We start from the raw sequence: 23,580 nt of genomic DNA, 5'->3' as shown, positions 1-23,580 counted from the left end.
ACCCCTTCCGGATTATTGTACAATATAGAGAGTAGGTTTTGGAAAGGAAGTAGTATATGAGCCAAAGTGTGCTTCAAATGGATAAAGCAAAGTTGGATAAGCTGATGGCGCATTATGCCGCCTTTAACGTTGTACGAAATGCACCTGGTGTCGTCTTTGCGGCAAAGTTGCCGGATGTTGCCATTACGGCATACAAATCGGGGAAAGTGCTTTTCCAAGGCGGAGGTGCGCTTCGGGAGGCTGCTAACTGGGGAACTATCGATACGCCGACCCCTAAAAAACCTCATGCAAAAGGAGAGACTTTGCCTGAACGTTTCTCAGAGCTTTCCGTCCTCGGTTCTGATGAAACGGGCACAGGTGATTTCTTCGGACCTGTTACGGTTGCCGCCTGTTTCGTCAGCTCCGACCAAATCGAACTCGTACGTGAATTAGGAGTAAAGGATTCCAAGCAGTTAACCGATGATTGGATGCGGCAAATAGCACCGGATCTTCAAGCAGCACTCGTACACAGCGTTTTGACCTTGCCGAATGAGAAGTATAACGAGGTGCAAGCAAGCGGATGGTCGCAAGGTAAAATTAAGGCATTGCTTCATAATCAGGCACTTAAACATGTCTTACGCAAATTGAATGGCGAAAAGCCTGATTACATTCTTATCGATCAGTTCGCGGAACGTGGAATTTATTACAATCATATTAAAAGCGAACCGGAAATCGTTCGTGAAAACGTATTGTTTTCAACGAAAGCTGAAGGCTTGCATATAGCTGTCGCTGCAGCATCCATTATCGCAAGGGTTGCTTTTTTGGAAGAGATGGATCGGTTGAGTGCGATTGCAGGCGTACGGCTTCCTAAAGGTGCAGGAAAAGTAGTGGATGAAGCAGCCGCCAAGATTTTATTGAAGAGCGGCGAAGCGACTTTGAAATCGATGACGAAATGGCATTTTGCCAATGCACAGAAAGCGAAAAAGATTGCGGCTATGAAAAATAAACATCTGTAAATTCCAACAAAAAAGACCGCTCATGGAGAATTAGTCTCCATAAGCGGTCTTTTACTATTCTTATCATTACCTTTATCCGCGAAGCTGAGCGTCTGCTTCAACCGTTAAAGCATTCAAAACCTTTTCATGCGCTTTGACGACTTCCTCGTCCGTCAAAGTGCGTTCCGGGTCGAAATAGGTCAATGAGAAGGCGAGTGATTTCTTCCCATCCTCTACATTATCCCCTTCGTATAAGTCGAACAGCTTCACTTCTTTCAACAGTTTGCCGCCCGCCTTCTGAATAATTGTTTCCAGCATGCCAGCGGAAGTTTCACTCGCGACAACGAGTGCAATATCCCTTGAGATGGACGGGAAACGTGGAACTGGAACATACAGAAGCTCATCCGTTTCAACAGATAGGATTCTTTCAAGATTCAACTCCATGACATATGTCTCTTTCAAGTCACGTTTTTTCTGCTCGGTCGGATGGATTTGACCAATCAAGCCGATGCGCTCCCCGCGCAATAAAACATTAGCCGTCCGTCCAGGATGCATGCCGTCGATTACCGCTTTCTCAAACGACAAGCCATCAAGCAGGCCGAGAAGATCCATCATGCCTTCTACAATCCCTTTTACAACGTAGAAATCAACTTTCTTCGTCTCCGCCTGCCAAGCATGATCGACCCACTTGCCTGTCAAGACCGCCGCCAAATGTTCAACTTCACGAGGAAGGCCATCCTCTTCTTCCCCGAGGAAAACAGAGCCTGTTTCGTAAAGTGCGACTGAATCAATACGACGCGCGACGTTATACGTAGTCGCCTCCAATAAATGGGGGATCAAGCTTTGACGGAGTATGCTCCGGTCTTCGCTCATCGGCATTAGCAATTCCGTTACTGGAGCCGTTTCCAATGCATATGCTTGAGCCTGCTCCTTGGATGTCAACGAATACGTGATTGCCTGGTAAAGTCCGGCCCCTTCAAGGAACTGGCGTACGATCCGGCGTTTTGCCTGGTACGGTGTCAACCCTCCAGGTGTTGACTCGGATACTGGAAGTGTCTTCGGGATTTCATCGTAACCGTACATACGTGCAATTTCCTCGATGATATCTTCCCTAATCTTCAAATCCTGTCTGCGTGTCGGTGCATCGATGACAAGCTGTCCATTGATAGCTTGCGTCGGAATACGGAGGCGCTCCAAAATGGAAAGCATTTCTTCCAACGAAATCTTCATACCGAGGCGGCTATTAATATAGTCCGGAGAAACTGTGATACGTTCAGCCGTTTTATCAAGTTCATCGAAGACGACCGATCCCGCTAGGACTTCTCCGCCAGCGAGTTCTGCCATTAGCTGTGCTGCTCGTTCTGCCGCTTCTTCAACACGGTTCGGATCGACCCCTTTTTCGAAACGGGTGCTTGCATCGCTTCTAAGTCCGACTTCCTTGGATGTGCGACGTACCGATGATGGTGCGAAATATGCGGATTCGATGACGACCGTCGTTGTTCCATCATGAACTTCCGAATTCGCCCCACCCATGACACCAGCCAGCGCAACAGGCTCTTTGCCATTCGTAATGACAAGGTTATGCGAGTTCAATTTCCGTTCAACATCATCCAACGTCGTCATCGTCTCGCCCTCTTCTGCGTGACGGACGACGATTTCGCCTGTCGCGAGACGATCATAGTCGAATGCGTGCAACGGTTGGCCGTACTCCATTAGGACGTAATTCGTAATGTCGACAACATTGTTATGAGGGCGTACGCCTGCAGCCATCAATGCATTTTGCAGCCATAATGGCGACTCTGCAACCTTAATATTCTTCACGACTTTCGCAACATACATTGGATTATCTGCGGATGCATCCACTCGGAGCTTCAGCATGTCTTCCGCTTTTTCTGCTGCGGTCGGATATTCTATATTCGGAAGCGCAATCCCTTGGGATAAAATCGCACCCACTTCATACGCGACACCAAGCATGCTTAGCGCATCCGAGCGGTTCGGCGTCAAATCGAATTCGAGCACTGTATCGTCCAAGCCAAGCAATGGAAGGGCATTTTCACCCGGCACTGCATATTGAGGCAATACATAAATACCTTCAGCATAAGCTTTCGAAACGAGCTTGCCTTCGATTCCAAGCTCTTGCAATGAACAGATCATACCGTTCGATTCTTCGCCGCGCAGCTTCGCTTTTTTGATTTTGAAATCACCCGGAAGGACTGCTCCCGGTAGTGCAACGATCACTTTTTGGCCTTGTGCAACATTCGGCGCTCCACAAATAATTTGGGTCGTCTCTTCTCCAACGTCGACTTGGCAAATGTTCAATTTATCCGCTTCCGGATGCTTCACACATTCCAACACATGTCCAACAACTACATTCGTCATGCCTTGCGCCCGATCGATGATGGAATCCACTTCGATACCTGAACGCGTTATTTTTTCCGCTAAGTCAGCAGGGTCTATCCCATTTATATTGACGTACTCATTTAGCCATTTTGTTGATACTAACATGCAATCTCCTCCTTAAGCTTCTGTCCGATGGAATTGTGATATGAAGCGAACGTCATTCGTATAGAAATGACGGATATCTTCCACACCATATTTCAGCATCGCAATACGCTCAGGTCCCATGCCGAATGCGAATCCTGTTACGACTGCAGGGTCATAGCCCGCCATCTTCAATACGTTCGGATGCACCATCCCAGCGCCCAAGATTTCAATCCACCCTGTCTTCTTACATACATTACAGCCGTCCCCACCACATTTGAAGCAGGAAATATCCATTTCTACTGACGGCTCGGTGAATGGGAAGAAGCTAGGACGCAAGCGGATTTCACGGTCGGCGCCGAACATTTTCTTCGCAAACAGGTCAAGCGTCCCTTTCAAATCGCTCATGCGGATATCTTCTCCGACAACGAGCCCTTCGATTTGCGTAAATTGATGGGAGTGAGTCGCATCGTCGCTATCCCGGCGGTACACTTTCCCCGGGCAAATGATTTTAATAGCGCCTCCGCCTTTAGCTTCCATCGTTCTCGCTTGGACAGGAGATGTATGTGTACGAAGAAGAACCTCTTCTGAAATATAGAATGAATCCTGCATATCGCGCGCTGGATGCCCTTTTGGCAAGTTAAGCGCTTCAAAGTTATAGTAATCTTTTTCGACTTCAGGACCTTCTGCGATTTCATAACCCATGCTGATGAAGAAGTCCTCAATCTCTTCAACAACACGTGTCAGTGGATGGTGGTTGCCAGTTGGAACCGGACGGCCAGGCAATGTAACGTCGATTGCTTCCTTTTCCAATTGAGCATTGATCGCCTCTTCTTCAAGCTTCGTCATTTTCGCTTCCAGCGTTTCCGTCACCTCTTCACGGATGACATTGACTAAAGCTCCCATTTTAGGACGTTCTTCAGCCGGCAGTTTTCCCATCCCTTTTAATAAATCGGTAATGGGACCTTTCTTGCCGAGGTAAGCGACACGGACGTCATTCAATTCCTTGACGGTCATTGCTTCCTGGATTTTCGTCAACGCTTCTTCTTTCAATTGTTGCAATTGTTGCTCCATTGTTATTCTCCTTTCAAAATAAAAAAACCTCGCCCCCTAGAAAGGGACGAGGACGAGTTCGCGGTACCACCCTGATTATTATGCAGAACGCATAATCACTTCATTTGGGATAACGGCCCTCTACCGGCACGCCTTTACAGTTTGCACTGGTCCAAGCGGCAGCTCACGGGGTGAACTTCAACAGTCTTTCGCCTATCCGCGCTCTCAGTCAAGGCGCCGATTTCCTGTCAGTTTCATACTGTCTACTTTTCCCGGTCATAGCTATTCGAAAGTTATATACAACTTTACTATACCCGATTTCGTTATTTACATCAACATGGATATCATTGTTTACCGTACGTATAAAGGAGGATTCCCGCCGCAATCGCAACATTCAATGATTCCGCTTTTCCATACAACGGAATTTTCACGATATCATCGGCTTTCGATAAATATTCGGCGGCGACTCCGCTTCCTTCATTTCCGACGATGAGCGCAAATTCATTTAACGGACCAACATTGTAATGATCGACTGCATTTTGCAATCCCGTCCCGATGACTTTGAGGCCGGCCGATTTTGCACGATCGATCCAATCGCCGAGCTCCCCTTTCACAACAGGAATATGGAAGTGTGAACCTTGGGCGGAGCGGACTGTCTTAGGGTTGTATGGATCTGCAGAACCTTTCCCGAGGATGACCGCATCCATTCCGGCAGCATCGGCTGTCCGGATCATTGTCCCGATATTTCCTGGATCTTGTACGGCATCGATGAATAAGAGCTTTTTCCAACTGGAGGCTTCCTCATCCGTATGTTCCGGCTGACGGCAATGTGCAAATATCCCTTGTGATTGCTCTGTCTCGACCAGCTCTTTTGCAACCGCTTTTGTCACTTGGATCAGCTGAAGATTTTCGGTTTGCCATTCATTCGGCAGTTCCAGATCCTCCCTGATGATCAAATGGAGGATCGTCCCTTCCCTCTTCATTGCCTCTTCGACGAGATGAAAGCCTTCGACGATGAATTCTTCCGACTTATCGCGGTCTTTCTTTGAGGTTACGAGCTTTTTCCAATGTTTTACGAGCGCATTTTGTGTCGATTCGATTCTTTTCATTTTATGTGCGACATCCTTTTTCTTTTAGTGTAACAAATGTCCGTATAGTTGGCGATCATTGTGTACAAAATGATGTCAGGAGGATGATATGATGAATTTTCAAATTCGTGACGCCATCACCGCTAATATGACGAATAACTCTGCGACTGATATTCGCAACGTCGTCGAGGATGCATTACAGCGAGGCGAAGAACATTTATTGCCAGGTCTAGGTGTATTTTTTGAAAAGCTGTGGGTTAATGCCGATGAACAAGAAAAGACGAAAATTTCCGGAGAACTTGCCCAAGCATTCTCGGCAAGATAATAGGCAACGTAAAAAGCCACCCATTTGGAGTGGCTTTTTACGTTGGCGTTTATAGCAATGCAGCCAATACAGCTTTCTGCGCATGCAATCGATTTTCTGCTTGCTGGAATACATAGGAATTCGGTCCGTCAATGACGGAAGTAGCCACCTCTTCCTCGCGGTGAGCCGGTAAGCAATGTAGGAACATATAGTTTTTCTTCGCATGGGAAACGAGCTGGTCATTTATTTGGAATCCTTTGAACGCTTCCAGACGTGCTGCAGATTCTTCCTCCTGCCCCATACTCGTCCAGACGTCCGTATAGACTACATCTGCATTTTCCACTGCTTCTACTGGATTGTAAGTTTGCATGACGGATCCGCCTGTCATCTCCGCAATCTTTTTGGCTTTCACAAAAAGATCTTGATTGAATTCGAACCCCTCAGGTGTTGCAACCGCCACGTGAATTCCCATATGGGCCGCCCCGATGACCAATGAATGGGCAACATTATTTCCGTCGCCGACGTATGCGAGCTTCTTGCCGGCAACCGACCCTTTCACTTCAATCATCGTCAGTAGATCCGCAAGCGCCTGACACGGATGGAAAATGTCCGTCAGCCCATTGATGACAGGGATGGAGGAATGCAGCGCCAATTCTTTCACCATTTCATGTGAATTTGCACGGATCATGACCGCGTCCAAATATCCGGACAATACATTGCCTGTATCATACACGGATTCTCCGCGTCCAATCTGCAAATCTTTTGCGTTCATGAACATCGCATGGCCACCGAGCTGAATAATACCGACTTCAAAGGATATTCTTGTACGTGTAGAATGCTTCTCGAAAATCATGCCGAGTGTTTTCCCTTGCAGTATGGGGGGAAGTTTCCCTGCTTTTGTATCTTTCTTCATTATTAAAGCGGTTTGCAATAAATAATCGATTTCTTCGCTCGTATAGTCTAATAACGTCAAAAGATCACGGCCTTTTAGCTGATCTCCAATTTTCTTGGTCGTTTTAATTGTGGATAAATGCATTTTCACCAAAATGATCATCTCCATCCCGAATGGTTTTTGTATAAATTATTATATGCATGCATATTTATAAAGTCAAATGAATTATTATAAATTTACAAGAAACATTTTTAATAGTCAAAAGTCTCATCTAACCAAGCTATTCAACGTTTTATTGTAGAATGGCTCAATATGCATTTATACATACTAAAATGCATAAAAAAAGATCGCACCTTTAGGCACGATCTTTCCTTTACTTATTCAAATATGATTTTATCGACTGTGTCGCGATCAAGCTTCTTAATCACTTCTACAATCAATTTCACTGCGTTTTCGTAATCATCCCGATGCAACATCGCGGCATGTGAATGGATATAGCGAGTTGCGATGCATATGGCAAGTGACGGTACGCCGTTCCCACTTACGTGAATTGAACCTGCGTCTGTCCCACCGCCCGGAATCGCTTCGAATTGATATGGAATGCCGTGTTCTTCCGCCGTATCGACGACAAGATCGCGCAATCCTTTATGGGATACCATCGATGCATCATAGAGCAGGATCTGAGGCCCATCGCCCATTTTGCTTGTCGATTCCTTCGACGTTACACCTGGCGTATCACCTGCGACACCTACGTCTACAGCAAACCCGATGTCCGGTTTCACTTTCGCGGCAGCCGTTTTTGCTCCGCGTAAACCGATTTCCTCTTGGACAGCCCCTACACCGAATACGATGTTTGGATGTTTTTCATCTTTCAGCGCCTTCATGACGTCTATTGCGATTGCGCATCCGATACGGTTATCCCATGCTTTCGCAAGCAAGTATTTGTCATTGTTCATGACCGTGAATTCGAAATACGGAACAATCATATCGCCAGGCAGAACGCCCCATTCCATCGCTTCTTCCTTCGAAGTTGCACCGATATCAATGAACATGTCTTTAATGTCCACTGGCTTTTTCCGTGCTTCTGCGGAGAGAATATGCGGAGGCTTCGAGCCGATGATGCCCGTCACAGTGTCCCCTTTGCGCGTAACAATTGTCACACGTTGAGCAAGCATGACTTGCGACCACCATCCGCCAACTGGTTGGAAGGTAATGAAACCTTTGTCGTCAATTTTTGTCACCATAAAGCCGACCTCATCCAAATGGCCCGCCACCATCACTTTCGGTCCATTTGCATCCCCGCTTTTCTTGGCGATCAAAGAGCCGAGTCCATCGTATTCAATTTCATCAGCAAATGGCTCGATATATTTCTTCATGACTTCGCGAGGTTCACGTTCATTGCCGGGAATTCCCTTCGCGTCCGTCAACTCTTTTAACATCATCAACGTATCATCCAGTTTTGACATTCATTTCGCCCTCCTAAATAAAAAAACTACAAATTCAGTATAGATGAAAAATGGCAACATTGGAAGTGCTTTCACAATTAGAGCATTTCTTTTCGAAGCTGAGCTGCACTCTTCGGAGAAAGCAGTCCCGGAGCGATGTCAAACACGGTTTTTGCCCCGGTGTCCCCTTTTTCATTCAACCTATATGCCGCCCTCGCATAGGCGACGAGGACGCTCGATGTGAATTCGGGATTGCTGTCCAAAGTCAATGAGAATTCCACCACTTGATTGTTCGCATCGCCGGTTTTACCGCTGCGGATGACAAAACCGCCGTGTGGCATCGAGCTATGTTCTTCCTTCAATTGCTGTTCAGTAATGAAGTGGACTGTCGTATCATAATCTGCAAAGTAATCGGGCATTGTAACGATGGCACGTTCCACTTCGGCTTCGACTGCACCTTCTTCAAGCACGACAAAACATTCACGCGTATGCTTTTCACGTGTCGTCAGCTCCGGCTGTGATCCGTTGCGCACCTTTTCGACCGCGGATTCGACAGGAATCGTATATTGAACCGCTCCTTTTACACCCTCTATTCTCCTCACTGCATCTGAATGCCCTTGGCTTAATCCTTTTCCCCAGAACGTATACGTCGCGCCTTCGGGTAGAATTGATTCCCCGTATAGACGATTGATGGAAAATAGGCCGGGGTCCCAACCGACGGATATGATCGCCGTTTTTCCGTTCGGTCTAGCCGCTTCGTCAACAGCTTCAAAATACTCAGGAATCTTAGCATGCGTATCAAAGCTATCGACTATATTGAACAGTTTCGAAAGTGCAGGTCCTTGTTCAGGAAGATCATCTTTCGAACCTCCGCATAATATCATTACATCAATATCATCCACATAGTTTTCAATTTCATTCAAGCGCAATACTGGCACATCACTTTTCACTTTCAATTCGTTTGGCTCTCTTCGGGTAAAGACTCCTGCAAGCTCCATATCATCATTTTGAGCAATCGCGGACTCTACCCCTTTGCCCAAATTTCCGTATCCAACTATTCCAATTCTGATTTTCGAAACCATCATGACCAACCCTCTCTGTAAAAGTATTCTCTCATTTTATCGTTCCGCTAATCATTTTGCTAATTTTTCTTTTTGTTCACAAGCTGTCCTTTTGCCTATTCCGGCATACATGGTAAAGTAGAATATGATTCAACTTAATTGAAATGAGGATTCTACATGCGCGCTTTCGTTTATATAATCGTCTTTTTTTCCTTCTTTGATTTATTTTCACAACTGCCTATTATGAGTCCTTTCGCCCTATCTTTAGGTGCTTCTTCCTTCATGACGGGTTTGGCTGTCGGTATGTATTCATTTTCTAACACGATTGGGAACGTTATTTCCGGATTCATGACGGACCGCAGAGGACCATTCGTCATTTTGCTTGTCGGTCTGTTTGCTTCAGGCATTTCCCTCCTTTTCTATGCATTCGCTTCGGGTCCTGTTTCCCTACTTGGAATCCGCTTCGTCCACGGTTTCATGGAAGGGCTAATCGTTCCTGCTGCATTTACATTCCTCGCCAACCGCGCCGAGGAATCAAAGAGGGGCCGTAGTGTAGCCATTTCGGGTGCCTTTGTTGGGATGGCGGCAATCATCGGACCTGCCTACAGCGGAATTGTCGCTTCAAAGACGGGAGCCCCTTTCATTATGACTATGAACGGCATCATCATGTTCATCCTGGCAATTGCAGCCTTTTTCATATTGCGCTCAGTTTCATTCGTGAAAAGGGAAAAGATAGAAGGAGTGAAGCATTTCAGGATTCGCTATTTGTTCAAGCACCCTGGCATGATCCGTGCATTTGCAGGCGCCTTTTTCCTTATGTTTTCCCAAGGAGTACTGGCTTTGGTCCTTCCGTTAAAGGTCGAGGCTCTTGGATTTGACACGAAATCGACAGGGCTGCTTCTCAGCACGTTCGGCATCGTCGCTATTTTAATTTTCCTATTGCCAATCAATCGCATTTTCGATAAAGTGCGGCCGATGATTACGTTGGCTTTCGGTATTTCGATGATGGGTATAAGTATGTTGTTTTTAAGTCAAGTTACAGAGATGCAGCTCTTGTATTTGGCAATGGCATTGTACGGAATAGGTTTTGCATTTCTATTCCCTTCCATCAACTCCTTGCTCATCGACTCATCCTCCCCGGAGTTCCGCGGGAAGGCTTACGGCTATTTCTATGCCTTCTTTTCCATCGGGGTCGTCGCGGGCTCCAGTCTTATCGGCTATTTGGACCTGACATTTAAAGGCGGGTTCATGCTGACAGGTATCGTCCTATTGAGCGTCGCTGCTTATACAATCATGGGAATGAAGAAGTCTACTATTGACAGAAGAACCATGATAGTTTAAAGTCTTAAACGAAATGAATAACCCTGTTCGGGAGAGGTTCATAGCGACCCTCTATAAAAAACTATGGATGACGGATTTACGCCATGTCCATTTATGAGACATGGCTTTTCTTTTTCCTGTTCTCTATGGCCCCTCCCTTACAACATTTATTATGGGAGGTTTTTTTAATTGGCTGGAAGAGATGAAAATACGTTAACGGATTTAACATTGCTTGGAAATCAAAATACAAAATACAATTACGAATACGACCCATCCATTTTGGAAGCAGTCGATAATTTGCACACAGAACGGGATTTCTTCGTCAAATTCAATTGTCCCGAATTCACATCCCTTTGTCCGATGACAGGACAGCCGGATTTCGCAACGATGTATATCAGTTTCATCCCGGATAAGAAATTAGTGGAAAGCAAATCATTGAAATTATATATGTTCAGCTTTAGAAATCACGGTGATTTTCATGAGGACTGCGTCAACATCATCATGAATGATTTGATAGAGCTAATCGATCCCCGCTATATCGAAGTATGGGGCAAATTCACTCCGCGCGGCGGACTTTCCATCGACCCTTATTGCAATTACGGGAAGCCTGGAACAAAATACGAAAAAATGGCGGAACATCGTTTGTTGAACCACGACATGTATCCCGAAAAGATCGATAACCGTTGAGGAGGAAACAACTGAGATGCGCTATTATTTAAGCGGCATTTTTGTCGGGTTGTTAATTTTATCGAATATCATAGCAGTCAAGCTGATGAGCATCGGTGACTGGATTGTCATTCCGGCAGCCGCCATCATCTATGTATGTACGTATCCGATTTTGGACGTGTTGACCGAAGCCTATGGAAAGGAAGCTGCGAGGAAGACGGTCCAGACTGGGTTCATCGCGCAGCTTTTCTCGATCGGCTTCATTTGGATCGCCATCCATTTGCCTGCAGCCCCTTTTTATGAGCATCAGGAAGCATTTGAAACGATTTTCACAGCCGGCTTCCGTGTGACGATTGCAAGCTTGGCAGCGTATCTCATTAGCCAAAACTTGGATGTCACTATTTTCGATAAGCTGAAAAGAAAACATGGCAATCAAAAGTTATGGGTCCGGAATAACGTGTCTACGATGGCTAGCCAACTCGTCGATACGACGATTTTCATTACAATTGCTTTTGCTGGCACGATGCCTGTTGGCGCTTTATTGGCCATGATTGCAAGCCAATACGTTTTTAAATTCATTATCGCCGTTTTGGATACGCCAGTCGTATATTTGCTAGTCGCTATATGCAGGAAGAAGGAACCTGAAATTACGAGCCAAGCGATTTCATTGCAAAACTGATAGCAAAAAAGCCGGTTCATGATCGAAGCGATCATCGAACCGGCTTTTCCTATTGAGCTCAACTAGTTTGAGTGGAAAATGATTTGATTTCTTCCATAAATGCTTCTCCGTACCTTTCCAACTTCGCTGCCCCAACACCGTTCACTTCCAAAAACGCCTCTTCTGTAATCGGCATTTTAGCTGCCATGTCACGCAACGTCTTATCCGAGAAGACGACGAATGGTGGAACACCCGCCTCTTGGGCAAGCTTCATGCGAAGAGCCCTCAGCTGGTTGAATAAAGGATCGTCTTTTGCAATCTGCTTCGTTTCGACGGTTCCTTTTCTGTACACTTTTATTTTCCCTGTCAATACGTCCTTGCCTTGTTCAGTTACATAAATGATCGGAAACTGACCGTTTTCCACCCCGAGGTAGTTTTCAGAAATGATAAACTCGATGAAATCGGAAACGTCTTTCGTATTCCGTTCTTTCATCAGACCGTACGTCGTCAATTTATCGAAGCCGAACTCCAATACTTTTTTATTTCTTGAGCCTGTGAGCACTTGGGCAATCATCGTCTTGCCGAAGCGCTGACCCATGCGGATGACGCAGGACAGGACCTTCTGCACATCAACCGTAACTTCAAAACTTTCACGAGTATCTGTACAGTTTGCGCAACGGCCGCATTCTTGGACGTCCTTCTCCCCGAAATAAGAAATGATGAATTTCTGTAGGCATGACTCTGTATGGCAGTAGTCGATCATCGACTGAAGCTTCTCAAGCTCTGCTGGAATCCGATGCTGATCTTGCGATTGGTCAATGAGGAATCGTTGCGTAATGACGTCCTGCGAGGAGAATAACAGGGTACATTCACTATCAAGCCCATCCCTTCCCGCACGGCCTGCTTCCTGATAATAGCTTTCCATATTTTTCGGCATTTGGTAATGAATAACGTATCTTATATTGCTTTTGTCGATGCCCATTCCGAATGCATTCGTCGCCACCATGACAGTTGCCTCATCCATGAGGAACCGATCCTGCTCCGCTTGCCGAACAACATCCGAAAGTCCCGCATGGTATTTCGCAACAGCAACTCCACTTCGTTCAAGCGTTGCATGAATTTGATCGACCGCTTTTCGGGTGGCGGCGTAAATAATTCCCGCTTCCCCTTCGTTTTTCTTAACATAATCTTTGACGAACTTGTCCCTATCCTGTCCTTTAATGACTGAAAAGGTGAGATTGCTCCTCTCAAAGCCCGTCATCACTGTATGGTCGCTTTCAATATGCAATTGGTCGCATATATCATCCCGGACGGCAGGTGTTGCGGTTGCTGTCAATGCCAATACGACCGGTTTCCTATCAAATGAAGATATGACTTTATTCAACATCCGGTAACTCGGTCTAAAATCGTGTCCCCATTGAGAAATACAGTGCGCCTCATCAATCGCGATCATCGGGATATCCATCTTGCTTATTTGCTGAATGAATGAAGGGGATTCGAATCGTTCCGGGGCTACGTAGAGCAGGCGGTACATTCCCTCCATTGCATTTTCAACCGTTCCGAAGTATTCCTCTGTCGACAATGTACTATTGATGTATGCTGCCGGTATGCCAATTTGATGTAGAGCATCCACTTGATCCTTCATCAACGAAATCAACGGGGATACGACTAAAACCGTGCCTTCCATGACCAACGCAGGCACTTGATAGCAAATGGATTTTCCGCCACCAGTCGGCATGACGCAGAGCGTATCTTTTCCGTCAAGCACATTTAGGATGGCTTGTTCCTGGCCTGTACGAAACGAAGGAAAGCCAAAATAGGAAGATAATACGGAAGTTATTTTTTCGATTGGAATCACCTCTTTATAATTAATCAAAGAAAAAAGCACCTCATTTCGGCGCTTTTCCCACCTTTCTTACTCCAGTAGCATCCGTTCTTCATCGCGGCTATGTATTTCATTAACAACTAATCGTGTAAAACCATAGGATAAGATATTCCGTTTTACGAAATTCAATGACCAATTCTGCTTGCTGACAATGCCGGACCTGACATGCCACTCAACCTTTCAATATGATGCTTTCTTATAGAATAGCAGACATTTGGACAAGTCACCAATTGAAATACATTTATTTATCGCAATTGGATTTCCGCTCCAGGCGGACGCTTTCCGCGGGCGTCGCCTCAGCCTCCTCACTGCGCTTCGCTTCGTTGTGGGGTCTTCAGCTGACGCTTTTCCCGCTGGAGTCGCCGCCTTCCGCTATAATCCGGTAAAGCTATAACATAGATAAAAAGAAAAAGAAGCCCTACCCACAAGGGAGTATGACTTCAAACAAGCACAAATTATTGAGTTAACATAAAAATACATAACTATTTATGCCAAAAAGTATGCCACTACTTTTGAAAAGTCTGTCATACCAACGTTTGTAAAGATAGTACGGAGACGAGAGGATTTGAACCCCCGCGGCGCGTGAACGCCCTAGCTGATTTCGAGTCAGCCCCCTTCAGCCTCTTGGGTACGTCTCCATTTTAGATAATTTAAATTATACTCGCCTAAAACGGAGATGTAAAGTTCATCATTGAGAAAAATCCATCGTTCCCGTCGGTCGTTTACACCTTTGCGATTCGGACATTGCTGATCATCGCTAAGCCAAGAATGACCATGAAGATGACGAAAAACGGTGGGCCGATGTAAGGGCTCAAGAAATATGACAATGTCAACAATACGCCGGCCGCAGTGATTGGTACTCCGTAAAAGGATCCGTCAAACTCCTTGACGTTATAACGCGCAAGACGGATTGCCCCTGCGGCGATATAAAAAATAGTCGCGGCTATACCGACCCATAGCATGGAAGATAAATCGGTCATATAAATTAGAAGTGCCGGAGCTACTCCGAATGACACAATATCGCTTAGCGAATCCAATTCCTTTCCAAACAGCGACTCGGATTGAAAGTGTCGTGCGACCAAACCGTCGAATCGGTCGAATAGAGCGGCGAGGAAAATGAAGACGAGACTCATATGACCAAGATCCCTCGCAATGAGAATAATTGCGATGATTCCGAAACTTAAGTTTGTAATGGTGATTGCATTCGCCAATTGGCCTTTTATTTTCGTATAATCTAAGTATCTGGATAAAAACATGACGATCCCTCCAGTTTTATATTCTTTCCAACTAGGTAATTATTCCAAAGCATAGGAGACTGAAATAATGAAAAAGATGTTATTCAACCATTTTGTCGAACTGAATGGGCATCCCGTATCTGCTGCCATATTAAAAACGATTGCTAGCTCACGTCTAAGTCGTAAGCTCATCAAACCGTTCGCAAGGACATATCGTATTAACGAGGGGGAAGCCGAGTTCCCGATTGAACATTATGATAGCCTTCAATCTTATTTTACGCGTAATCTGAAAAAGGGTTCACGGCCAATCGATTTGCGCCCCAATACGCTAATTTCCCCAGTCGACGGCGTCGTCACAGAGCTCCGGACAATCGATATGAATCAAACGCTAATGATAAAGAACCATCTTTATAGTATAAAGCAGATTTTGGGAGATGAAAAGAGAGCAATTCCATTTAAAGGTGGATTCTTTTATATTTTCTATCTCTCCCCAAGCCATTACCACCATTTTCACTATCCCTTTAACGGCGAGTTATGTTCGAGATACGCACTCGGGACTACTTCTTTTCCGGTTAACGACCTTGGCTTGCGCTTGGGCAATCAGCCGTTTGCCACAAATTACCGTATCATTTCCGAACTTTCGACAGCCAATGGCCGTATGACGATGATCAAAGTAGGTGCATTGAATGTCAACAGCATTCATATAATGGACTCCTCCACAGTCTGCACGAAAGGTGAGGAGTTCGGCTACTTCTCGTTTGGATCGACTGTAATATTATTTCTGGAGAATGACGGTTCTTTCCGTCCGACAGTTCCGGTGGGTTCCGAAGTGAAGGTGGGACAATCCGTTGGAGAATGGATATCCCTTAAATAATTCAAAACTTTTTATATTTTCGGTTGAATTTAATGAGAGTTATACAATATCTATTATTTATCGATAATGATTATAATTAACTGTAGATTTCACGAAATCTATGTGCTATATTGAATTAGAAGATAGTAGACTATTAATTCAAGGAGGCATTATCAATGACGACCAATGATAATCATTCTCAAAAGAAACTGACAACAGCTGCTGGGGCACCAGTAGTGGACAACCAAAACTCAATGACTGCAGGTCCTAGGGGGCCAATCCTTTTACAGGATGTTTGGTTGATTGAAAAACTGGCCCATTTTGATCGCGAGGTCATTCCCGAGCGCCGTATGCATGCGAAAGGATCAGGTGCTTACGGAACTTTTACAGTGACGAATGACATTACCCAATATACGAGGGCGAAGATTTTTTCCGAAGTCGGCAAAAAAACGGAAATGTTCGCTCGCTTTTCGACTGTAGCTGGAGAACGTGGCGCAGCTGACGCCGAACGTGATATCCGCGGTTTCGCGCTGAAATTCTACACAGAAGAAGGAAACTGGGATCTTGTCGGTAATAACACTCCTGTCTTCTTCTTCAGAGATCCACTTCAATTCCCTGACTTGAATCACGCCGTCAAAAGAGATCCGCGCACAAATATGAGAAGCGCGACAAACAATTGGGATTTTTGGACCTCCCTGCCTGAAGCATTGCACCAAATTACCATTGTTATGAGTGAACGGGGAATCCCAAAGACATATCGTCATATGCATGGCTTCGGTAGCCATACGTACAGCATGATCAATGCGAATAATGAACGTGTTTGGGTCAAGTTCCATTTCCGCTCTCAACAAGGGATTGAAAACCTGACGGACGAGCAGGCAACTGAATTGATCGGCTCTGACCGCGAATCACACCAACGCGACCTGTTGGATAGCATCGACAACGGAAACTTCCCGAAATGGAAAATGTACATTCAAGTGATGACGGAGGAACAAGCACTTCATATGCCTTATAACCCGTTCGATTTGACAAAAGTCTGGTATAAGGCCGACTTCCCTCTCATTGAAGTCGGAGAGTTCGAATTGAACCGCAATCCGGATAACTACTTCGCAGAAGTGGAACAAGCGGCTTTCACACCAGCAGCGATTGTGCCCGGCATCGGTTTCTCCCCCGATAAAATGTTGCAAGCGAGACTGTTTTCGTACGGTGATGCCCAGCGCTATCGTCTCGGCGTCAATCATCATCAAATTCCGGTCAATGCACCAAAAAAATGCCCGTTTCATAGTTTCCATCGAGATGGCGCAATGCGGGTCGACGGCAACTATGGCAGCAGAACTTCTTACGAACCGAACAGCTTCGGAGAATGGAAGGAACAGCCTGATTTCAAAGAGCCGCCGCTTAAAATCTATGATGATGCAGCTCACTGGGATTTCCGGAAGGATGACGACGACTATTTCACACAACCGGGAATACTATTCAATCTAATGAACGATGAGCAAAAACAAGCGTTATTCGGAAATACTGCCCGCAATCTTGGCGATGCGCCGAACGAAATCAAATATCGGCACATCCGTCACTGCTACCAAGCAGATGCCGCTTATGGAGAAGGCGTCGCAGCTGCACTAGGCATCTCCATAGACGATGTATTGGTTAAACAAGAAGTTGCTAGTAATTAAGAAACAAAAAATGCCAACGAAAGAAATTTTCTTTCGTTGGCATTTTTCTTGCCAGAAATTGATATTCATATATGACCGGAAAATCTTTCTCTCGTCCTCTTGAATAAAATAACCTTCCTCTCCATATCCTAACGACAAATGCCAATTATGTCAGGAGTGATACATATGGAGACGGCCAAGGCGCTACCAAGTTCTAATGACCGGTTATTGAATACATGTTTTCTTCTATTTTGCTTATGCATGATCGATGCGATTTTCACAGATTTCGGCATCCGCTATGGTCATATCCAAGAAGCGAACCCCTTCGTTCGTTCACTTTACGATGTGAACGTCGTTGCATTTTATTTAATGAAAGCGAGTCTTCCAATTTTGCTGTTCTTCCTTATGCATTTTACGAAGCCGTCACAATTGGTCAGGAACTTACTCGCTGTTGCACTTATTATTTACACACTAGTGATCTTCATCCATATTTCATGGATTATTATCGTGTCTGCATTTATTTAGTCGATGGGCTAGCGGCATTAAAGATATTTGCGACAATCAAACCAGTAATAAGCGCGATGACGCTCATTACAAACGGCGTCCCGCTTTCTGGAATTCCTGGGTAGATGACGAATACGGAACCGATGATCAAACCGATTATAATAGCGAACATGGCATTGGTGAATTTACTCAATAAATAATGGATTATCCTGCTGCTAACGATGAAGCCGACGATGACCCCTGCCCCGATGACAATGATGATCGGTAGATTCAATGTAGAAAGTGCGTTGATAGCCGTCGCATAAACACCTAATAAAAGCAAAATGAATGAACCGCTCACGCCCGGTAACAGCATAGCCATGCTGCCTGCCCATCCTGCCAAGAACAACCCTATTGTGTTTTGCATCGTCAAGGATGTGATAATCCCCGTTTCAGCCGGTTTGATAAAGGCTGTTGAAGCCAACGCAGCACCGACTGCAAGCAACAAAATAAAATGTCCGATTTTAAAATTCTTTCTGACACCGGCCTGCCTAGAAATGAAAGGCACGACTCCGATAATCAATCCTAAAAAGAAAAACTGGGTCGGTTGTGGGTAATCTTTCAATAAGAAGTCAATGACCCTGCTGAAGAGCAATAATGTCAAGCCAATCCCTATACCAAGCGGCAATAAAAAGCCGATATGCTTTTTCCATTCACGACTGAAAAAGCCGCTGATTGCAAGTAATAATCGATCATATATGCCTAGAATGAACGCAATCGTTCCCCCGCTCACACCAGGAATCAAGTCGCTGATTCCCATTAGGAATCCACGATAAATGTTCTTCCATTCCATACTTCAGTTCCTCCAATTTCTTTTCAATGATAGTAGTATACCATTTACCGTTTGCTGTGAGCCATATTAAGTCCATTCCAATGTTTTTATATAGTCCGAAAACAGTGATCAATGACACCCAAACCATTCAAAAAAAGCAAAGGAAAGATTCCCTAACGAATCCTTCCCTTGCTCCTATTATTGACCTTGCTCTTCTTTCAAGGCTTTCATTCTATCGTGATAGTCGTCGACTTTCTTATTAATCCTCTCAACTTCATTGTTTATGAGCTGCCTCTTTTCTTCCTCCAGCTCATTGACCAATCGGCTATACTGCTCTTTTTGATTGTCGATCAATTTTATCAATTCATCTCTGACAGCAGCATCAATAAAGCCTTCTTCTTCCAACAATCTTGCTGCTGCAATAAATCGTTCGTTTTCGACTCGAATCGCTATTGTTAACTTACTGCCATAATCTGATACGGTACGCAAAGCCATCGCTTGAGGCCATCCTATAGGCTTCTTGTAGACTAACGTTACTAAATCTATATCCGAGGGTAGCCAGAGCTTCGAAATGCCGGCAGTCATTTCATCCAATGAATCGGCGGCCAAATACGTCCCATTGCCGGCTTCCGCTACTGCTTTCAACTGACTTTCCGCCTCTTGATCGACTTGAAAACCGATGACGTTCACATGACGATCAGCCGCCAAAGCAGCAAATTCTTTTGCTTCAGCGACAGGATCACCGCCGCAAGTTTCAGCCCCATCGCTTACAATATAAACCGTAATATCTTCCGAAGTCTTTTCATGATCAATGCGCGCCTGTTTTATTGCCGCGGCCAATGGCGTCCAACCACTTGCCTTGACGTTCTCTACCGACTCATTAAATTTCTTCTCATCATACTCACCTATTGGATACACCTCTTCAATTGTTCCACACGACAATTGTTTATCGGATTTGCTCTGGGTGCCTGCGTGTCCATATATATACAATGATACTTCACTGTTTTGGCCGATTGTCGATGCAAAGCTTTTTACAGCACTTTTTGCTATGTCCATTTTTAATCGTCCATCTGCTTGAAGAAGCATGCTGGAACTTGCATCCAATAAGATCAAAGCTTTTGAAGGAGGAGACTGGGCAACTCCTCCTTCTGTCATCTCATATGGCTCAGGAAGAATAGGCTCTGCGAAGGAAGGATGAAAAACAGCTAAAGGATCGACAAACTTATGGTATATAGGGCTTCCGAGCAATTTAATAAAGGCACTGTGTATCAGCTGCGGATCTTTGGTCTCTTCCGTCAAAGCCTTCATTTCATCGAGAAAAGATTCGCGGATTTGTTCCGGTACTTCTATTTTGGACCATAAGGAAGTCTCCTGATCTACCGTGAAGTCCTTCGTCAATTGTCCCGGCGGCAATGAAGCCATTTCGTCCACAGTTTTCGCTATTTGAATCGAAGACAGGTTGGTAACTTCTACTGCATTTGATTGCCGTTCACTTTCCCCAACTTCTCCCTGTTTCTCTTTACTGCTCACCGTGCTATTCGATTCTCTTTCCGAAGCTTCTGTCGTTGAAGGCTCGCCGTCTTTCACACAGCCAGCAAGAAGAATGGTGAATCCAATGAATAAAGAAAAAATGATATTTTTCATTCAAGCGTCCTCCTTGCTACATTAGTAATACCTATACGGAAAGCAAATGATTTAGTTCCCTATCTTACACATAATAATGCTATTGAAATTGCAATTTTCCAATATTCAGGTGTTTATAGGTAACAAAGGCATAATAAAACACCCAGGTACTATAAGCACCTGGGTGTGTAGAGATTAATTACATTGCAGCAGTTGTTTGACTGCGTTTATCCGCAATAGCTTCAATTCTTTTGTTGAATTCTTCCACGGTCATATTTTGTTCGACAAAATATCGATTGCGCGGGTGTGTACGGCATTCGTCCGAACAGCTGCGCATATAGAAATGCTCATTTTCTTCAGAGCATAAAATTTTCGCATTGCAGTCAGGGTTGGCACAGTTCACATATCTTTCGCAAGGAGTTCCGTCAAAATGATCGCGACCTACGACGACATGCTCAACTTGATTGATCGGAACTGCGATCCTTTCATCAAAGACGTAGCATTGACCATCCCAAAGTTGGCCTTTCGCTACAGGATCCTTTCCGTACGTGACAATTCCGCCTTGAAGATGTGCAACATCCTCGAAGCCTTCACGCTTCATCCAACCAGTGAACTTCTCACACCTGATTCCACCTGTACAGTACGCAAGGATTTTCTTACCTTCAAACATCTCCCTGTTTTCCTGGACCCATTGTGGAAGGTCACGGAATGTCTCAACATCAGGTCGAATCGCGCCTCTGAAATGACCAAGATCATACTCGTAATCATTTCTTGTATCTAAGACGATCGTGTTTTCATCTTGCATCTGTTTTAAAAACTCTGCAGGCTCCAAATACTCTCCTGTCAATTCCAACGGGTTGATGTCTTCCTCAAGGCTCAGGTTAACAATTTCCTTCCGATGACGGACGTGCATTTTCTTGAACGCATGTCCATCGGTTTCATCAATCTTAAACCAGAGATCTTTGAAACGTTCATCGCTATGCATCTTCTCCATATAAGCATCCGTCTGTTCTACAGTTCCAGAACATGTACCGTTGATGCCTTCCTCGCCGACTAGTATACGGCCTTTTAATCCGAGTTCCTTACAAAAAGCCAAATGTTCGGCAGCAAATGTTTCTGGGTCTTCGATGTGTACATATTTGTAGTACAACAATACCCGATATGCTCCTGTTTCCATTTCTTCGACCACCTTCTGTTTGTTTTCTTTGCAGTAGAAATAACAGCTTGATCGGTTTAACAATATTCGATTGTAAACACTCACTGCTTGCCCGCATTTGCAAGATCCGGGCATTTGACAGTATAACATAAAATCGCGTTGCGAAAAAGCAGTTTTCCTCGATCTTTTTTATGCAGACATTATTTCATTAGTTCTTATTTACCCATCCCAATACTAGGCAAATATGTTGTATACTTATAGTATAAAAGAATCGACATTTTTCCTTATTTTTCGAAACTATTTAAGGAGTTGCTCCGTCTAACTTTACAGAGAGATTAAACAGGAAGTTTGCTAGATTTCTGACTGACAAAATGATAAGGGAGCCGCGCAACATGAAAAGAAAGAGTTACAAATCACGTTCTGTATGGATCGACATCACTTTTTCCATTGCAATCGTCTTATTGACACTAAGCGCCATCTTTCTAGTTTTCACAACGGAACATGGTCCTACTGCTTCCCAGCCCGATCGAAATGGATCCACCGGGGTCCCAACCGAAACGGAACAAATAGATTCAAACTATCCGGGGATCAAAATCATTACAAAAACATCAAACGATAAAAACGCTCCTTTTGCTATCCAATATCCGCAAAGCATACATACTAATTTCAATACTGAAGTTAAAAACTATATTACTGAAGCCCAGTCCAAATATACGGAAATGATGATAGAGAAAAAAAAGCTCGATAAAAATACAACAGGAGAATTGAATATCTCCTATGAAACGTTGCTGCATGCTTCTGGCTACTATTCCTTTGTTCTTGTAAACAGCAGCAGTTTTAGTGATGCCCCCCATGGAAAGACAGAAATTCGTTCATTCCACTTGAATCCTGAAACGGGTGAAAGCTTTTCCATCAGAGACTTGTTTGAAGGTGATGCCAATCGTTTACAGACTCTATCGTCTTTAGTCCGTGGCTCGATTCATATGGATAAAGCGTTGAAAGGTCATCTTTTCGAACAGGATATGGAAAAATTCACAGAACCAAGGTGGATGAACTACAGGAATTTTGCCATCACTGACGATGCGCTTATTATTTACTTCGACGAAGACACAATCGCCGATAGCTTAGTAGGACCGCCAATCGTATCTGTTTCTATCGAGCATATTCAAAAACTGCTCACTGTAACATTCAAGCCGAAAGTTAAAGAAGATGAGTTGGAAATAGTCGACAAGGATTCAGAAGAAGTGTCAACCGAAGAAAAAGGCGCTGGGAATTCTGATGAGGCTTCGGCTAATTTGGATGCAAAAGACGATGATGAATCCGAAACATCTCCACCGGTCGAAACCGTCCGGAAAAGAGTTGCTTTGACATTTGATGATGGACCGGATCCAAAAGTGACGAGACAAATTTTGGAGACACTCCAAAAGCATGATGCAAAAGCCACCTTCTTCATGCTCGGCAGCCGTGTTGAATATTACTCGGACATCGTCAATGAAGTGAAGGAAGCGGGCCATGAATTGGGCAACCATACTTGGACACATGCGGATTTGACGAAATTAGGACCGGAGCGCATCACTAAAGAGATTGAGAAGACTTCCGTGATCATTGAAGAGGTGACCGGCCAAAAAGTCGAATCTTTCAGGCCTCCATATGGAGCCGTCAATGACGCGATCCATAATATAACCGGATTACCAATCGTATTATGGGATGTGGACACTCTCGATTGGAAGTATCGCGACTCTGCAAGAATTCTTCAAGTCGTCAAAGATCATGTGAAAGATGGAAGCATCATATTAATGCATGACATCCATCAGTCGACTGCCGATGGGCTCGATGCGGTACTTACGTATTTGAAAACCGAAGGCTATAATTTCGTCACAGTAGGTGAATTGGAAGCTACAACCCCCTGAACAATT

General features: G+C 44.7%; 20 protein-coding genes, 1 tRNA gene, 1 riboswitch and 1 other annotated feature. Of the genes, 9 read left to right on the top strand and 12 right to left on the bottom strand.

What is annotated here, in order from left to right:
- The first annotated feature begins 56 nt into the window (after window positions 1-56).
- Window positions 57-995: a ribonuclease HIII gene (rnhC, locus tag NIT04_RS06010; protein WP_252502682.1), complete on the top strand. Its 939-nt coding sequence runs from the start codon at window positions 57-59 to the stop codon at window positions 993-995.
- A 72-nt stretch (window positions 996-1,067) separates the two neighbouring features.
- On the opposite strand, the gene pheT is transcribed toward rnhC, so the two are convergent.
- From pheT to NIT04_RS05995, 3 genes are all read right to left on the bottom strand, one after another.
- Window positions 1,068-3,479, bottom strand: coding sequence for a phenylalanine--tRNA ligase subunit beta (gene pheT, locus NIT04_RS06005; protein ID WP_252502681.1), 2,412 nt, complete (start codon window positions 3,477-3,479; stop codon window positions 1,068-1,070).
- 12 nt (window positions 3,480-3,491) lie between these two features.
- Window positions 3,492-4,529, bottom strand: a complete 1,038-nt coding sequence (gene pheS / locus NIT04_RS06000) for a phenylalanine--tRNA ligase subunit alpha (protein WP_252502680.1) — start codon at window positions 4,527-4,529, stop codon at window positions 3,492-3,494.
- A gap of 39 nt (window positions 4,530-4,568) precedes the next feature.
- Window positions 4,569-4,797, bottom strand: a binding site (T-box leader).
- Between the two features lie 55 nt (window positions 4,798-4,852).
- A complete protein-coding gene (locus NIT04_RS05995; RefSeq protein ID WP_252502679.1) occupies window positions 4,853-5,617 on the bottom strand; it encodes an RNA methyltransferase in 765 nt (254 codons plus the stop codon).
- A gap of 91 nt (window positions 5,618-5,708) precedes the next feature.
- Here NIT04_RS05995 and sspI point away from each other — a divergent pair, with 91 nt between their 5' ends.
- The gene (sspI, locus tag NIT04_RS05990) at window positions 5,709-5,921 is read left to right on the top strand and encodes a small acid-soluble spore protein SspI (RefSeq protein WP_252502678.1); all 213 of its coding nucleotides are present in this window, start codon (window positions 5,709-5,711) and stop codon (window positions 5,919-5,921) included.
- 49 nt (window positions 5,922-5,970) lie between these two features.
- Here sspI and argF read toward each other — a convergent pair whose 3' ends face one another.
- From argF to NIT04_RS05975, 3 genes are all read right to left on the bottom strand, one after another.
- Complete coding sequence (gene argF / locus NIT04_RS05985) at window positions 5,971-6,936, bottom strand: ornithine carbamoyltransferase (RefSeq protein ID WP_252503205.1); 966 nt, start codon at window positions 6,934-6,936, stop codon at window positions 5,971-5,973.
- A 233-nt stretch (window positions 6,937-7,169) separates the two neighbouring features.
- Complete coding sequence (locus NIT04_RS05980) at window positions 7,170-8,258, bottom strand: M42 family metallopeptidase (protein WP_252502677.1); 1,089 nt, start codon at window positions 8,256-8,258, stop codon at window positions 7,170-7,172.
- Between the two features lie 77 nt (window positions 8,259-8,335).
- On the bottom strand, window positions 8,336-9,319 hold the full coding sequence (locus NIT04_RS05975) for a diaminopimelate dehydrogenase (RefSeq protein ID WP_252503204.1): 984 nt from the start codon (window positions 9,317-9,319) through the stop codon (window positions 8,336-8,338).
- Between the two features lie 156 nt (window positions 9,320-9,475).
- On the opposite strand from NIT04_RS05975, the gene NIT04_RS05970 reads away from it, so the two are divergent.
- The 3 genes from NIT04_RS05970 (at window position 9,476) to NIT04_RS05960 (ending at window position 11,963) form a co-directional block, all read left to right on the top strand.
- Window positions 9,476-10,639 carry an MFS transporter gene (locus NIT04_RS05970; protein ID WP_252502676.1) on the top strand — a complete coding sequence of 388 codons (1,164 nt, stop codon included), beginning with the start codon at window positions 9,476-9,478 and terminating at the stop codon, window positions 10,637-10,639.
- Between the two features lie 27 nt (window positions 10,640-10,666).
- A riboswitch (PreQ1 riboswitch) is annotated at window positions 10,667-10,710 on the top strand.
- A 97-nt stretch (window positions 10,711-10,807) separates the two neighbouring features.
- On the top strand, window positions 10,808-11,305 hold the full coding sequence (gene queF / locus NIT04_RS05965) for a preQ(1) synthase (RefSeq protein WP_252502675.1): 498 nt from the start codon (window positions 10,808-10,810) through the stop codon (window positions 11,303-11,305).
- Window positions 11,306-11,321: 16 nt separating this feature from the next.
- A complete protein-coding gene (locus NIT04_RS05960) occupies window positions 11,322-11,963 on the top strand; it encodes a queuosine precursor transporter (RefSeq protein WP_252502674.1) in 642 nt (213 codons plus the stop codon).
- Window positions 11,964-12,021: 58 nt separating this feature from the next.
- On the opposite strand, the gene recQ is transcribed toward NIT04_RS05960, so the two are convergent.
- From recQ to pssA, 3 genes are all read right to left on the bottom strand, one after another.
- Entirely contained in the window at window positions 12,022-13,818 is a 1,797-nt protein-coding gene (gene recQ / locus NIT04_RS05955) for a DNA helicase RecQ (RefSeq protein ID WP_252502673.1), read from the bottom strand.
- A 559-nt stretch (window positions 13,819-14,377) separates the two neighbouring features.
- Window positions 14,378-14,465, bottom strand: a tRNA-Ser gene (locus NIT04_RS05950).
- Between the two features lie 84 nt (window positions 14,466-14,549).
- Window positions 14,550-15,083, bottom strand: a complete 534-nt coding sequence (pssA, locus tag NIT04_RS05945) for a CDP-diacylglycerol--serine O-phosphatidyltransferase (RefSeq protein WP_252502672.1) — start codon at window positions 15,081-15,083, stop codon at window positions 14,550-14,552.
- Window positions 15,084-15,150: 67 nt separating this feature from the next.
- Here pssA and asd point away from each other — a divergent pair, with 67 nt between their 5' ends.
- The 3 genes from asd to NIT04_RS05930 all read left to right on the top strand — a co-directional run bounded on the left by asd (window position 15,151) and on the right by NIT04_RS05930 (window position 18,095).
- Window positions 15,151-15,936: an archaetidylserine decarboxylase gene (gene asd / locus NIT04_RS05940; RefSeq protein WP_252502671.1), complete on the top strand. Its 786-nt coding sequence runs from the start codon at window positions 15,151-15,153 to the stop codon at window positions 15,934-15,936.
- Window positions 15,937-16,091: 155 nt separating this feature from the next.
- Window positions 16,092-17,591, top strand: a complete 1,500-nt coding sequence (locus NIT04_RS05935; RefSeq protein ID WP_252502670.1) for a catalase — start codon at window positions 16,092-16,094, stop codon at window positions 17,589-17,591.
- 165 nt (window positions 17,592-17,756) lie between these two features.
- Window positions 17,757-18,095 (top strand): DUF5658 family protein, encoded by a 339-nt coding sequence (locus tag NIT04_RS05930; RefSeq protein WP_252502669.1) that lies wholly within the window; start codon window positions 17,757-17,759, stop codon window positions 18,093-18,095.
- Here NIT04_RS05930 and NIT04_RS05925 read toward each other — a convergent pair.
- The 3 genes from NIT04_RS05925 to NIT04_RS05915 all read right to left on the bottom strand — a co-directional run bounded on the left by NIT04_RS05925 (window position 18,088) and on the right by NIT04_RS05915 (window position 21,685).
- Entirely contained in the window at window positions 18,088-18,906 is an 819-nt protein-coding gene (locus NIT04_RS05925; protein WP_252502668.1) for a DUF368 domain-containing protein, read from the bottom strand. The genes NIT04_RS05930 and NIT04_RS05925 overlap by 8 nt on opposite strands.
- Before the next feature lie 177 nt (window positions 18,907-19,083).
- Window positions 19,084-20,529, bottom strand: coding sequence for a VWA domain-containing protein (locus NIT04_RS05920; protein WP_252502667.1), 1,446 nt, complete (start codon window positions 20,527-20,529; stop codon window positions 19,084-19,086).
- Between the two features lie 178 nt (window positions 20,530-20,707).
- Complete coding sequence (locus NIT04_RS05915; RefSeq protein WP_252502666.1) at window positions 20,708-21,685, bottom strand: rhodanese-related sulfurtransferase; 978 nt, start codon at window positions 21,683-21,685, stop codon at window positions 20,708-20,710.
- A gap of 371 nt (window positions 21,686-22,056) precedes the next feature.
- Between NIT04_RS05915 and NIT04_RS05910 the strand changes: the two genes are divergently transcribed.
- A complete protein-coding gene (locus NIT04_RS05910; RefSeq protein ID WP_252502665.1) occupies window positions 22,057-23,574 on the top strand; it encodes a polysaccharide deacetylase family protein in 1,518 nt (505 codons plus the stop codon).
- The last annotated feature ends 6 nt before the right edge of the window (window positions 23,575-23,580 follow it).

The organism is Sporosarcina sp. Marseille-Q4943 (assembly GCF_943736995.1).
GTDB lineage: Bacteria > Bacillota > Bacilli > Bacillales_A > Planococcaceae > Sporosarcina.
The sequence above is the reverse complement of the archived record's forward strand: the minus strand, read 5'-3'. Positions and strand labels throughout refer to the sequence as shown.